The following is a 13,793-nucleotide window of genomic DNA, read 5'->3' on the forward strand; positions in this document are numbered from 1 at the left end:
TGAGGTTATTTACTTAACTCTCAATTGCAGCACTCCAGGTTTGATTTATGAGCCAGTCTTTTTCTCAAAAGCAAGCAAGGCGAAATCGTCAACAAAGGCTATGGCAGCAAAAATGGAGTTTAAAGACTAAAGCAATAGTGTGGGCACTCAGTATTAGTGTCCTGGCTGTGGTTGCAATTGGAACAACTACTTACTACTACGGCATTAATTTAATTAGCAAACAAATTCCGCAAGTAAGACTTGAGAGTGTCAAAAGCTCAACAGAAATTGAACTTGCCCTACAAAGACAACTATCACTCTTGTTAACTGGTATGGGGGTTACAGCAATTTTAGCTGGTGCGATCGCTGTTTTTGTGACAAATCGAGTTATTAGTCGAGTTAGCAACGCTGCTGCAATTTCTAACAATATCAAAAATCGGCTACGTCCAGACAGTGAGTTTACTCAAGTTTTTATCGCTAGCCAAGATGAATTAGTGATGTTAGAGAGAAACATCACCTTATTCACAGACCTGTTTTCGATTTTGGTGCCAGAGAAAGAAGCCGAAACGAATTACTCCCAACTATTAATCAAAATTACCCGTTGGGTGCGAGAATCCTTCAATAAGGAAGATGTTCTCAAAACTACTTCAGAAGAAATTCGTAAAGCTTTAAACATCGATCGCGTAACTATCTTTTGCTTCAACTCAGCTTACAAAAAATATTAATTTTTTCCTGTTAACATTGAATGTTCCTATTAATATAAGTGTGCTTAAAGTTTGAGAAGACAAATTTGTCAGAAAATATAAATCTGCTAAATGTGCGATCGCTAAATTCTTATTTACACATCAAAACTCTAGTAATTGACTAAAAAGCCACAAAAATAGCCGTATTTTGTGTATGCTCTTTGACTAAGTGCCTTAGCGATACTTTTTGGGAGTAAAAATGGAACGCGCTATCTCTGCGTTGGGAATTTTAGTTTTTATCGGTATATCCTACGCCTTTTCTGTTAATCGTCGTGCGGTGCGTTGGCGAATCGTGGCATGGGGTTTGGGATTGGAGTTTGTGTTTGCGATAGTGATTCTTAAAACTCCTTGGGGTCTAAATATATTTAAATCTCTCGGAGATATTGTCAGCCAATTTTTAGCATTTTCTGATGTCGGTGCCAAATTTGTCTTTGGAGAAAATTTTAAGGATCATTTCTTTGCCTTCCAAGTGCTGCCCACAATTATCTTTTTCTCCGCCTTCATCAGCGTCTTGTATTACTACGGCATTTTACAGCGAGTTGTAAATGTGATGGCGTGGGTAATGATGAAGACGATGAAAACATCAGGCTCGGAATCTTTATCCTGTGCAGCTAACATCTTTTTGGGGCCCACAGAATCGGCGCTGATAGTTAAACCTTATATAGCAAATATGACGCAATCGGAACTCCATGCCGTAATGACGGGTGGTTTTGCGACAATTGCTGCTGGAGTTTTAGGGGCATATCTTTCCTTTGGCATACCAGCAGAACACTTGATTGCTGCTTTCTTTATGACTGCTCCCACTTCGTTGGTGGTATCAAAATTACTTTATCCAGAAACAGAAGTATCAGAAACGGTTGGCAAGGTCAAAGCGGATGTAAAAACCAATTATGTAAATGTAATTGATGCTACTACTACTGGAGCAATTGACGGCGTGAAGCTAGCAGTTAACGTTGGGGTAATGATTATCGCCTTTTTGGGATTATTAGCTGCCCTCAATGCCTTACTGGGATGGTTAGGGTCATTTGTGGGTTTCCAGCAACTCTCGTTACAGTGGATTTTGTCTTTTATTATGGCTCCCGTGGCGTGGCTGATGGGCGTACCTTGGGCTGATTGTCGGCAAGTTGGGGCTTTGTTGGGTACAAAAACAATTTTGAATGAGTTTATTGCTTTTTTGGATTTGAAAGCACTAATTGAAAGTGGTAAAATCTCCCAACGCGCAGTAATTATTGCGACTTATGCATTATGTAATTTTGCTAACATCGGTTCAATTGGCATTACCATTGGCGGCATTACAGGGATAGCACCTAATCGCCAACATGACTTAGCTCGTATGGGTCTAAAGTCAATGATTGGCGGATCTTTAGCGGGTTTTATCACCGCTTGTATTGCTGGGATATTGATTTGAAGTGGGGGGGACTTGGAAGATTTGAATATTTGAATGGGGATTCAGATCCCAAGCAAATCTTACTCATGATTTTCCCCAGTCCCCAATCCCCAATTCCCAGTTCAAATTTTTTGTAGATACTCAGGTGGTACATTCTCAACTAACCAAACACCATTAGCAGAACAATAGAAGATGTAACCCGCCTGATGCATTGCCGCAGCATTTACAGCAAAAACCACTGGTTTTCCGTGTCTTGCACCAACAGTTTTTGCTGTTGCAATATCCTTTGATAAATGAACATGATGCCGCGACATTTTGGAAAGTCCTGTTTGCAGAATTGACTCTACAGATTTGTGTCCCGTGCCGTGATAAAGTTCATCTGGAGGAACAACAGCTTCTAAGTGTAAATCGACTTTTACACTATGTCCTTGGTTAGCACGAATCAGATTACCTGTAGCATCAAAAGAAAAGCGTTGTTTATCACTGGATTCAACTACCACCTGTAATTCTTGACGGGTGAGCGGAAATTTGTTTTTAGCACAAGCGCTAAGTAGTTCATCAACATCAACCCAACCACCGGGAGCCAGTTGAATTCCAATTGCATCCGGTGTATGTCGCAGATATTTGCTCAGATATTTGCTAATTTTAACGAGGCGAGAATCACTCATTTAATTGTGTCCGAAACTTATACTACAATCGTATACCTATATGTTACATTAAATTTTCATCGGGTCTTTCTCCTTCAATGATGGTAAATTGACAGAATTTGTCGTCCCATCATGGCTAATGCCACTCCAATCATCACAATGAGCGTCACCTTTCCACCAGGAACGAGTGGTTGATTGACACTATTTGAGTTTTCTTGTTCTTGACGTTGCTTCCAACTCATTAACGCCGGAATAATTCCACCTAGAACTGAGATACTAAATGTTCCAGTGTAATCTAGGGCAGTAAAAAAGATGCTGGGGTTGAGCGTTCCGAGAGTCATAGGAGGGAAAAGAACCAGCGAATAGAGGGGTAAGCGGCTAGCAAATCCACCCTTTGTAGAAAGGAAAATATCTTTGAACAAATCCAGCAATCCGTACACAAATCCAATGAATGATGTGACGATCGCAAACTCTGAAAAAATGGATACTAATACTCCTAACCATTGCCCTGCACCACCAGCTCGGAGAATTTGCAGTGGATCAAAAACACTACTATCAGATGTGCCATGTAGCATATCAGGACTGACACTTCCTAAAATTACGGCATTCCACGCCAAGAACATAATTAAAGGAATCACAGAACCAATCAAGATGGACTGACGAATTTTGCAGGCATCTCCTTCAAGTTGTGTCACAATTAGCGGCACAACGTTTTGAAAAAACAGCGCTACAGACATCACTGAAATAGCACTACCAAGGGCACTCCAATCCTGAAATAAGAGTTGGGTAGTCTGAATGTGGCTTCCTCCTAAAAATAATAGTCCCAAGAAGGAAACGATCACAATTCCAACAAAGGCGCTGTTTAATTTCTCAATAAACTTTTCTCGCCCAAGATACATAATGCCACCAAATAAGAGCGTGAAAGTCGTTGTACCTAACCACATCGGCAATATCTGCACACCCCAGACTTTTGCCGCCGCAACTCTTAAAATCTCTCCACCTTCAGTGATGTATGCCACTAAGAGAGCATAATGCATGAATAAATATGCGCCTCCAGCAATTCGCGCTCCCAACTTACCAAGGATATTTTCTACAACTCCCAAAAAACCGATACTCAAACGCCCTTGTGTTCGCATCGTGTTTAAGGTAACTTCTGCAATCAATAACCCTGAAAATAAAGCGTAGAGCCAAACAGCAATTAATCCAGATGTGGATGGCACAATACCAGATGGCAAGGTAACGGCTGGTAGAGCGAGAATCCCCGCCCCGACGGTGGTTCCTGCGATCAACGCAGTACTTCCCAATAGACTACCCGGTTGATGATTAAGCTTTTTGCCATCAAATTCGAGATGAGAAAACAACCGAGTGACTTCCTCTGAATCTTTGAGAACAGTCTTTACGGGAACCATACTGAATATCTGTACTTAAACCAAGCTAACAATATTAGCATGGGGAAATATTCTTCGCAAAAACCATGAACATCAGGGTTTTTCAGCAAAATTTTCGTAGTACATTCACAAAAAGTGCGATCGCACTCTCCACAATACCGCATCGCCCCCAAGCATCGAACCCCCTCCTGACATTGGTTATTCGATTGACACTAGTCGCGTTAGTGGTAAATCTAATAGCCAAATTTCGCCATCTAAGTAATTTGTTAGAAAAGCCAGTGTAAAGGGAATACTTCAAACAAGACTCATTTATTCCCCACAACCCGATGAATACCAACAACCCTTTGCAGACAATACAAACAGGTTTCCATACGGCTTTAGGCGCTTTTAGCGAATTTACTACCCTATTTCAAGAACCCCAAAAACTTACAGATTACCTTACCCAAATCCAACAAAAACCAGATCAATTGTTCCAAGATTTAGCCGTAAAAGGCAAAAATATGGAACAAGACGCAACTAGTTTTTTCCAAAATTACTTTGGCAGAGGCGGTAACAAATCATCATACCCTAAATATATAGAACGGGCAGATGGACAGGCATTTAATCAACCTTACGAAATCAAAGACACAAAAATGTACGGCTTTGTGGTTGAAGGTTCAATGGCAAAGTTGCAAGAGGTGTGTGATAAATATCTCAACGATCCCAATAACGGCGAGATTGAATATCGCCCAGCGACAAACTATCTCATCTTGACATTCAACAAGATAAATTCTTTAAGTTCTATTTATCCACCCGACTATGACAAAGGAACTGTGCATGAAGAAGAAGCTATCTTTTGGATGTTAACAGTAGTAGGTAAAAGAGTTGGGCCTTTATTCATTGCCGAACGCCTAGCTTGCTTCATGCCTTACTTATACGTAAATAATTCTCCCATCCTAGTTTCTGGTAGAGAAGTCTACGGCTTCTTTAAACAACTTGGCACATTTAAGATTCCTGACTTAAATCAAGAACCGGATTTATTAACCGTAGACACCTTAGTATTTAAAGAATTTTCTCCTACAAGTCAATCTCTAGATGCGCGCCTGCTGGAAATTCAACGCATCGGTACAGGAGATAAACATCAAGATATCAAAACATGGGGCAGCTTTGAAGAATCAGTAAGAGCGATCGCTAGCTTATTATTTGATAACGACGAAGTTGTAATTCCTGGCTTACAGTTACCCTTCAATCTCATCGAATATCTTCTAAAAAGAGTCGTTCCCCTCGTTACCCTCAAACAAATCCGCGACGTAGAAAATAGCAAAAAAGCCTGCTATCAAGCACTGATTGAATCCCCCATGCAGCTACAAACCTTCTATGGTGGCAAACTCTTTGGCTTCAAGAATTTTGGCGATCAATTTCAATTAAAAATCAATAATTTCGCTAGCCAACCAATCGTCCAAGACTTAGGACTAGCCAAAGGTTATCCCGCAGGTAGCGAGTCAATAAATATCCCCGTCAAGCTTGGTTTCGTTCTGCATTTCGACTTCATCCTCAAAGATGGAAAAGCCGTTTGGCAAGCACCACAGAAAAATTAATTAGTTCTGAATTCTGAGTTCTGAGTCCTGAATTCTGAGTTCTGAATTCTGAGTTCTGAGTTCTGAATTCTGAATTCTGAGTAAATTATCTCCTCTACCTGCTCTTTCCTTATTTACCCTCACCACATAACGAAAAATAACCATGTCCGAAACCTTAAAGCCAAAAAAGATCGCTATCTTAGGCGGTGGAATGGCATCATTAACCACCGCTTATGAATTAACCAGTCAACCAGGATGGGATAATCTCTACGACATTACTATTTATCAAACAGGTTGGCGTTTGGGTGGTAAATGTGCAACTGGACGCAACATCAAACCCCATGCACCTGATTATGAACCTGACTACCGCATCGAAGAACACGGACTGCACATTTTTTTTGGATTTTACGAAAATGCCTTTCGTTTACTCAAGCAATGCTACGACGAACTTGGTGGTAACGGGCCTTTCAGCACCATAGAAGATGCATTCAAACCCCACAGTCTCATCGTCTTAGAAGAATACATCAATCAAAATTGGGTAACTTTGCCTTTTAACTTCCCTACCAATTCTCTCGTTCCCTGGAAAGGTGGCGGCATTTGTTCCCTTTGGGATCATATCTGCACCACCATTGAATTCGTCATTCAGACTTACGCCGGCATTCATAAATACGAACAGTCCTATTCTGCTAAAAGTTTCTCAGCATCTCTTGCCAAACAAATAGTATTAGGTAGAGAGGTAGTAGAATTTTTATCAGATAGTAGTCTCTTGGAATTTCCGAGCGAGTTGATTCAGTTATTTCTTCAAAAACCTATCTTTTGGGGAGGATGGCTGAACAATATCAACCAATACATTAGCAATATCTTCCAAAACCTAGACTTGACTTCTGAAGGACTTTTCTTAAACCTTGCCCACAACTTAGTTCAATCACTACCTAGAAATCCTAAAACTCATAGGCGTGAACATCACCAGTTAATTGTCAAACTAATAAAGCGCTTTCAAACACACTTGAGCAGTCAGATAGAATCTAAAATCGGACAAAATTCAGAAATCTTTTGGCGCTTAACACTCATCGACCTAGCATTAGCAAATATCCGGGGTTTATTTGTAGATGAGATCATTGATTTTTGTTCCCTAGACAGTTTAGATGAGTACAACTACAAAGACTGGCTAAGAAAACATGGAGCTAGGGAATCAAGCGTTAAATCAGCATTTATTCGCGTCCTATACGATTTAGTATATGGCTTTCCAGAAGGCAATACCAATAAACCACAACTAGCAGCCGGAACAGCTATCCGTGTCCTCACCACCATCTTGTTTAAATACAATGGTGCCATCATGTGGAAAATGCAATCAGGCATGGCAGAGGTAGTCGTCACTCCACTATATGAACTGCTAAGGCGTCGCGGTGTGAAATTCAAATTCTTCCATGTTGTCCAGCAGTTACACTTGGATAAAGACCAGCAATCAATAGCAAGCATTACCTTAGCTCGCCAAGTAAATTTAAAAAACCCAGAGCAAGAATATCAACCACTTATCACAGTTAAAGACATTCGTTGCTGGCCTAATCAACCTCTCTACGATCAGATTGTCGATGAAGAAGCCCAAAAACTCCAAGATAAAGAAATTGACCTTGAGTCACATTGGACACCTTGGCAAAATGTAGACAAAATTACCCTCACCAAAGGCGATGATTTTGATATTGTGCTGCTGGGAATTTCCATAGCTGCCTTACCATCTATTTGTAGTGAATTGCTCCATGCCAAAAAAAATCCAGCCCATCAAAAATGGCATGATATGTTAAAGCAAGTCAAAACAGTAACTACTCAAGGCGGACAAATATGGCTTAAGCCCACCTTAGCGCAATTAGGATGGCAAAAATCTAGTCCTGTGCTGGGCGCTTACGTTGAACCACTCGATGTCTATGCAGATATGAGCGAGTTATTACAACGAGAAAATTGGACTTCTGAGCATTATCCTTATAACGTAGCTTATTTCACCGGCGTAATTGCAGATCCAGGAATTCCTCCCCACACAGAATATAATTTTCCAGCTAAAGCTCAAAAAAAGGTAGAGCAACAGGCAATTAACTTCCTCAACAATTACATCGGAAACCTTTGGCCTGATGCTACTCACCCAAAAAATCCCCAAGGTTTGAATTGGGATTTACTAGTAGATTTTCAAAACCGCCAGGGAGTAGAACGCTTTAAAGCTCAATACTGGCGAGTTAACATTAATCCATCAGAACGTTATGTACTGTCTGTACCTGGAAGTACCAAGTATCGACTCAAAACTGATGAATCTGGATTTGATAATCTTTACTTAGCTGGCGACTGGATTAACAACGGCTACAATTCCGGTTGTGTGGAAGCTACTGTGATATCTGCAATGCAAGCGACACGAGTAATTCTAGACCAATGCTTCCATATAAAATACACCAAAAAAATTATTGGTGAGTGGGATTCTTGGTTCTAAAGGTATGTTCAAATTTATGAGGTGGATTTTGACAAACTCAACAAAATGTAGCATTACTTAGTTTGCGAAAATCTAGATTTTTTGGTAGAACGATACATTTTTAAAGTTTGTTAAATAACCGACTTTAAAAATGTATTTATTATTCTGTAAATGATAGGATAATCATCTGAGAAGTTTGAAAATCATTAAAAATGCCAATATAACAAATGATTAAATTATCTAATTACCAAATAATAGAATTAATTCATGAAGGAATAAAAACTACTGTTTATAGAGCCACGAGAAATAAGGATGGCAAACTAGTAGTTATTAAACTTTTAAAAATAGAATACCCTGAACTAAAAGATATAGCAGCATTCAAGCATGAATATGAACTAATAAAAAATTTAGATATTCCTGGAGTTATACAAGCTTATAGCTTAGAAAAATACAACAATGGTTTGGCAATTATCTTAGAAAATTTTGATGGTAGTTCTCTCTATAAAATTATTCAATCAGAGAAAATTAAATTACTTTATTTTCTCAAGATAGGTATTAAAATTACCCAAGCATTAGGTGAATTACACCAAAATCATATTATTCATAAAGATATTAAACCACAGAATATTATTGTTAATTTAGAAACTCATCAAGTTAAAATTATTGATTTTTCTATCTCATCACTGCTTTTGCAAGAAAAACCCAAACTCAGTAATCCTGATTTGCTTGAAGGAACTCTAGCCTATATGTCCCCAGAGCAAACAGGAAGAATGAACCGAACAGTTGATTACCGTACAGACTTCTATTCGTTGGGTATAACTTTTTATGAAATTATTACAGGTCAGTTACCGTTTCCAGTAATTGATCCAATGGAATTAGTTCATTGTCATATTGCTAGACAACCTACAACAGTAGATCAGTTAATCCCAGAAATTCCTCAAGTAATTTCTGCAATTATTATGAAATTACTCAGCAAAACTGCTGAAGAAAGATATCAGAGTGCTTTTGGGATTAAAGCAGATTTAGAAAACTGTCTGAATCAATTAGAGCAAACTAATTCTATAACTAACTTTGCCATTGGTCAGCACGATCAGTCTAGCCAACTACAAATTTCCGAAAAGTTGTATGGACGAGAAGTAGAAATAGATATATTAATGACTGCTTTTGAAAAAGTTAATCAAGGAAATAAAGAATTAATATTAGTTGCTGGTTATTCGGGGATTGGTAAATCAGCATTAGTGAATGAAATCCATAAACCTGTTATCAAAAACAGAGGCTATTTTATTGCTGGTAAATTTGAGCAATTTCAGCGCAATATTCCTTATGCTTCTCTGATTCAAGCATTTCAAGAGTTAATGCAGCAATTACTGACAGAAAGTGAAGCACAATTAGCCAATTGGAAAGTAAAAATTTTAGAGGCTCTAGTTCCAAATGCTCAAATTATCATTGATGTTATTCCTGAACTAGAACTTATTATTGGTCAACAACCAGAAGTACCACAACTCGCTTCAGCAGAAGCACAAAATCGCTTTAACTTGGTTTTTCAAAAGTTTATCAATGTATTTGCTCAAAAAGAGCATCTATTAGTTGTATTTTTAGATGATTTACAATGGGCAGATTTAGCTTCATTAAAATTAATTCAGTTATTAGCTGTAGATACTGAAATTCAATATTTATTGATAATTGGAGCTTACCGAGATAATGAAGTTGATCCCAGTCATCCTTTAATGTTAGTTTTGCGGGAAATTGAAAAAAATAGTAGTCCTGTCCAGATTATCCATTGTCAAAATTTAAAAATAACTGATGTTTGTCAGTTAATTAACGACAGCCTAAAGTCTAGCTTAGAGGAATCTAAAGATTTGTCCAAAATGATTTTTAACAAAACTGCTGGGAATCCGTTTTTTATCAATCAATTACTCAAATTTATCCATCAAGAAAATCTGCTTTTATTCAACTTTGTTGCTGGTAAATGGCAATGGGATATTCAGCATATTCAGATGCTAGGAATTACTGACAATGTTGTTGAATTAATGATCGGTAAAATTCAAAAGCTTAAAGATAGTACCCAAAATATTTTAAAAATAGCTGCCTGTATTGGTAATCGATTTAACTTAAATATACTTTCTTGTGTTAATAATAAATCTCAGAATGACACAGCATTTGATATTTGGGAAGCACTACAAGCTGGTTTAGTCATACCTTTAAGTGATAGCTATAAACAACCACAACTATTAAACCATGTTGATGTTTTTATAATTGATTATAAATTTCTTCACGATCGCGTGCAACAAGCAGCCTATTCGTTGATACCTGATGAGCATAAAAAGGAGATTCATTTAAATATTGGTAGACTGCTATTAAACAATTTAGACGAAAGTTTATTAGAAGAAAAAATCTTCGATATTGTTAATCAGTTAAATATCGGTACTGAATTAATCACTTCTCCAGAAGAAAGATATAAACTAGCTCAATTAAATCTTATGTCTGGACGGAAAGCTAAAGATTCTGCTGCTTATGAATCTGCTGTAAAATTTCTGAAGCAAGGTCTAAGCTTACTTGCAATTGATTCTTGGCAAAACTATTATGAATTAACTCTTAACCTTCATGTAGAAACAGTAGAAGTAGAATATTTAAATGCAAATTTTGAGCAAGCAGAAGCATTATTTACTAGCGTTATAAATAATAGCATAACTATTCTTGATACTGTTAAAGTATATGAGAAAAAAATTCAGTTTTATGTGGCTCAAAATCGAATGCGCGAAGCATTAGATTTAGATTTGCAGGTACTAGAGATGTTGGGAGTTTCATTGTCTAAAACTCCACCAGCACAGTTAACAATTGAAGAATTAGTCAATCGGCCAGAAATGACTGATGCTCATAAGCTAGCTGCCATGAGGATACTAATGACAGCTATGCCTCCCGCTTATTTAGCCGATCCTGCACTTTTACCACTGATTGCTTTTACGATGGTTGATTTATGTGTGCAGTATGGCAATTCATCTTTTGCAGCTTATGCCTATGGTTTTTATGGGCTAATTTTATGTGGGCCTCTTAAGGATATTGAATCAGGATATCGTTTTGGTAAATTATCTTTAAAGATTTTAGATCAATTTAACGCTAGACAAATTAAGTCTAAAGTGTACGCCTTATTTAATATTTTTGTTAGACATTGGAAAGAACATATTCAAGCAACGATAGAACCTCTACAAGATGGTGTTCAAAGTGGTTTAGATACAGGGGATATTGAGTATGTGGGTTACAATGGATTATTGGTTTGTTGGCATCCTTTCTGGAGTGGAGAAAATTTAGAGATTGTTGAGCAAAGACTAGAGCAATATATTAATTTAGCGCATAAAATACAGCAAGAACATTTTACAATTTGCTTACTGATCTTAAAACAGATGGTAATCGAACTAGTTCAAGGACAGGATAATGAATCTTGTTTAGAGGGCGATAGTTTTAATGAATCAGTAATGCAGAGAATGGCTGGGAATATTACAGCTATATTTTATGCTTATCTTGCTAAAAGTATTCTGAGTTATTTCTCTAAAGATTATAGCCAGGCTGTTAAAAATGCTCAATTAGCACAACAGTATGAAGTTGCAGCTAGTGGGACTGTTTATCTACCTCAATATAAGTTTTATTATTCTCTGTCATTGTTGGCTCCCTGTTTAAATCCTACTTCCCAAACAGATATAAAAACTGCCATAAAGAAAGTAGAAGAAAATCAAAATCAATTAAATGAATGGGCGGTTCATTCACCTATAAATAATCAGCACAAATATGAACTTGTAGAAGCCGAAAAGGCACGATTTTTAGGACAAGTATTAGTGGCGATGGAACACTACGATCGCGCAATTAAAGGCGCTCGTAATTCTGAATATATTCATGAAGAGGCGCTAGCTTATGAATGTGCGGCAGAATTTTATCTCAGTCTAGGGAGAAATGAATTTGCGTCGCTATATATGACAAAGGCACACTATGGTTATCGTCGTTGGGGGGCGAGTGCTAAATTTAAGGATTTGGAATTAAAATATCCAGAATTAATTACTAAGGTTTCCACTCAATCTCAAGGAGGATTTACAAGTAATACGATTACTACTTCCACTGCTAATGAAAAATCAAGTGGGCTAGATTTAATCACGGTTATTAAAGCATCACAAGCTTTGTCAGAAGTGATTTTATTGGAAAACTTACTAGAAAGATTAATGACAATTGTGATTGAGAATGCTGGCGCTCAGACTGGTATTTTGCTGCTAGATAAAGCAGGAAAGTTATTTATTGAAGCTAAAGCAACTGTCGATCGAGATGATTTAACTGTTGGTCAGTCAATACCACTAGAAAATAGTCAGCAATTACCTATTTCTGTGATTAATTATGTTGCAAGAACAAAAAAGGATGTAGTTTTATCTGATGCCAGTAATGAAGGAAGTTTTACGATAGATCCATATATTATTGAGCATAAAATTAAATCGCTTATATGTACTTCTATTGTTAATCAAGGTAAATTAGTTGGGTTACTTTATTTAGAAAATAATTTAACAGTGGGAGCATTTACTTCCGATAGAATACAAGTATTAAAGATGCTATCTTCACAAGCAGCTATTTCCTTAGAAAATGCCCAATTCTACGCTAAATTGGAAGAGAAAATCCAAGAAAGAACTAGGGAATTAAATGAAAATAATGTGCGATTACAGCAAACACTGCGGGAATTAAAACTAACTCAAACTCAGCTTATTCAAACCGAAAAAATGTCAAGTTTGGGGCAAATGATTGCTGGTATTGCTCATGAAATAAATAATCCTGTAAGTTTTATTCATGGTAACTTAGCTCACATTGATAATTACACGCAAGATTTACTGAGATTGATTGATATTTATCAAAATATCTATCCCGACTTAGCACCAGAAATTGAAGAGTTTTTAGAAAATATTGATGTTGATTTTATTAAAGAAGATATGCCTAAAACTTTAGCTTCTATGAAAATTGGCACACAACGCATTCGGGAGATTGTGTTGACATTGCGTAATTTCTCTCGGTTAGATGAGTCTGACATGAAACCGGTGAATATTCATGAGGGAATTGAGAGTACCTTATTAATTTTGCAAAGCCGTCTCCAAGTTAAACCAGGTAAGCCTGCAATTGAGATTATCAAAAATTACGGTGATTTGCCAAAAGTTGAATGTTATGCTGGGCAGCTAAATCAGGTATTTATGAATATTCTGAATAATGCGATTGATGCTTTAGAAAAGTTAAATGAGGACAGAAAAGCAGACGAGACTAAGAGTACTTCTGGCGCGATCGCAATTCGTACTCAAGTAGTCAACGCTGATTTAGTCGTTATTTCCATTAAGGATAATGGGGTAGGGATGAGTGATAGTGTCAGAGAAAGAGTATTTGATCCTTTTTTCACTACTAAGCCTGTGGGACAAGGTACTGGTTTAGGATTATCAATCACTTATCAAATCGTAGTAGACAAACATCAAGGTACAATAGAGTGCATTTCTGAGCCTGGACAGGGTGCAGAGTTTATCATTCAAATTCCCTGTTGGCAAAAGCGGGCAATCTAGTTTTGTACGAGGCGACTAGAAGTCGCGGCTACACAGGCAAAATCCGCCTGCGCGGGTTGGAAACGTTAATT

Annotated in this window: 9 protein-coding genes; 6 read left to right on the forward strand and 3 right to left on the reverse strand. The window is 37.5% G+C overall.

The window, feature by feature from the left end:
* The first annotated feature begins 47 nt into the window (after positions 1 to 47).
* Positions 48 to 704 (forward strand): hypothetical protein, encoded by a 657-nt coding sequence (locus tag V7L31_RS05010; RefSeq protein ID WP_334695212.1) that lies wholly within the window; start codon positions 48 to 50, stop codon positions 702 to 704.
* Positions 705 to 921: 217 nt separating this feature from the next.
* Positions 922 to 2,130: a NupC/NupG family nucleoside CNT transporter gene (locus V7L31_RS05015; RefSeq protein ID WP_334695213.1), complete on the forward strand. Its 1,209-nt coding sequence runs from the start codon at positions 922 to 924 to the stop codon at positions 2,128 to 2,130.
* Between the two features lie 101 nt (positions 2,131 to 2,231).
* Here the strand turns inward: V7L31_RS05015 and V7L31_RS05020 are convergent, their stop codons facing one another.
* Both V7L31_RS05020 and V7L31_RS05025 read right to left on the reverse strand, forming a co-directional pair.
* On the reverse strand, positions 2,232 to 2,777 hold the full coding sequence (locus V7L31_RS05020; protein ID WP_334695214.1) for an RNA 2'-phosphotransferase: 546 nt from the start codon (positions 2,775 to 2,777) through the stop codon (positions 2,232 to 2,234).
* Between the two features lie 74 nt (positions 2,778 to 2,851).
* A complete protein-coding gene (locus V7L31_RS05025) occupies positions 2,852 to 4,165 on the reverse strand; it encodes an amino acid permease (RefSeq protein WP_334695215.1) in 1,314 nt (437 codons plus the stop codon).
* Between the two features lie 65 nt (positions 4,166 to 4,230).
* On the opposite strand from V7L31_RS05025, the gene V7L31_RS05030 reads away from it, so the two are divergent.
* Positions 4,231 to 4,428: a hypothetical protein gene (locus V7L31_RS05030; protein ID WP_334695216.1), complete on the forward strand. Its 198-nt coding sequence runs from the start codon at positions 4,231 to 4,233 to the stop codon at positions 4,426 to 4,428.
* 42 nt (positions 4,429 to 4,470) lie between these two features.
* Positions 4,471 to 5,721, forward strand: a complete 1,251-nt coding sequence (locus V7L31_RS05035; protein WP_334695217.1) for a hypothetical protein — start codon at positions 4,471 to 4,473, stop codon at positions 5,719 to 5,721.
* On the opposite strand, the gene V7L31_RS05040 is transcribed toward V7L31_RS05035, so the two are convergent.
* Positions 5,722 to 5,865 carry a hypothetical protein gene (locus V7L31_RS05040; protein WP_334695218.1) on the reverse strand — a complete coding sequence of 48 codons (144 nt, stop codon included), beginning with the start codon at positions 5,863 to 5,865 and terminating at the stop codon, positions 5,722 to 5,724.
* Here V7L31_RS05040 and V7L31_RS05045 point away from each other — a divergent pair.
* Together V7L31_RS05045 and V7L31_RS05050 are read left to right on the forward strand one after the other, a co-directional pair.
* The gene (locus tag V7L31_RS05045; protein WP_334695219.1) at positions 5,864 to 8,173 is read left to right on the forward strand and encodes an NAD(P)-binding protein; all 2,310 of its coding nucleotides are present in this window, start codon (positions 5,864 to 5,866) and stop codon (positions 8,171 to 8,173) included. The genes V7L31_RS05040 and V7L31_RS05045 overlap by 2 nt on opposite strands.
* Positions 8,174 to 8,379: 206 nt before the next feature.
* Complete coding sequence (locus V7L31_RS05050) at positions 8,380 to 13,722, forward strand: trifunctional serine/threonine-protein kinase/ATP-binding protein/sensor histidine kinase (protein ID WP_334695220.1); 5,343 nt, start codon at positions 8,380 to 8,382, stop codon at positions 13,720 to 13,722.
* Positions 13,723 to 13,793: the final 71 nt, after the last annotated feature.

The organism is Nostoc sp., assembly GCF_036916655.1.
Taxonomy (GTDB): domain Bacteria; phylum Cyanobacteriota; class Cyanobacteriia; order Cyanobacteriales; family Nostocaceae; genus Nostoc.

What these genes read in the sequence shown, in the direction of transcription:
- V7L31_RS05050 (WP_334695220.1), top strand. Translation starts at nt 8,380, where the DNA reads ATGATTAAATTATCTAATTACCAAATAATAGAATTAATTCATGAAGGA.
- V7L31_RS05040 (WP_334695218.1), bottom strand. Translation starts at nt 5,865, where the DNA reads ATGGTTATTTTTCGTTATGTGGTGAGGGTAAATAAGGAAAGAGCAGGT.
- V7L31_RS05015 (WP_334695213.1), top strand. Translation starts at nt 922, where the DNA reads ATGGAACGCGCTATCTCTGCGTTGGGAATTTTAGTTTTTATCGGTATA.
- V7L31_RS05025 (WP_334695215.1), bottom strand. Translation starts at nt 4,165, where the DNA reads ATGGTTCCCGTAAAGACTGTTCTCAAAGATTCAGAGGAAGTCACTCGG.
- V7L31_RS05045 (WP_334695219.1), top strand. Translation starts at nt 5,864, where the DNA reads ATGTCCGAAACCTTAAAGCCAAAAAAGATCGCTATCTTAGGCGGTGGA.
- V7L31_RS05010 (WP_334695212.1), top strand. Translation starts at nt 48, where the DNA reads ATGAGCCAGTCTTTTTCTCAAAAGCAAGCAAGGCGAAATCGTCAACAA.
- V7L31_RS05030 (WP_334695216.1), top strand. Translation starts at nt 4,231, where the DNA reads ATGAACATCAGGGTTTTTCAGCAAAATTTTCGTAGTACATTCACAAAA.
- V7L31_RS05035 (WP_334695217.1), top strand. Translation starts at nt 4,471, where the DNA reads ATGAATACCAACAACCCTTTGCAGACAATACAAACAGGTTTCCATACG.
- V7L31_RS05020 (WP_334695214.1), bottom strand. Translation starts at nt 2,777, where the DNA reads ATGAGTGATTCTCGCCTCGTTAAAATTAGCAAATATCTGAGCAAATAT.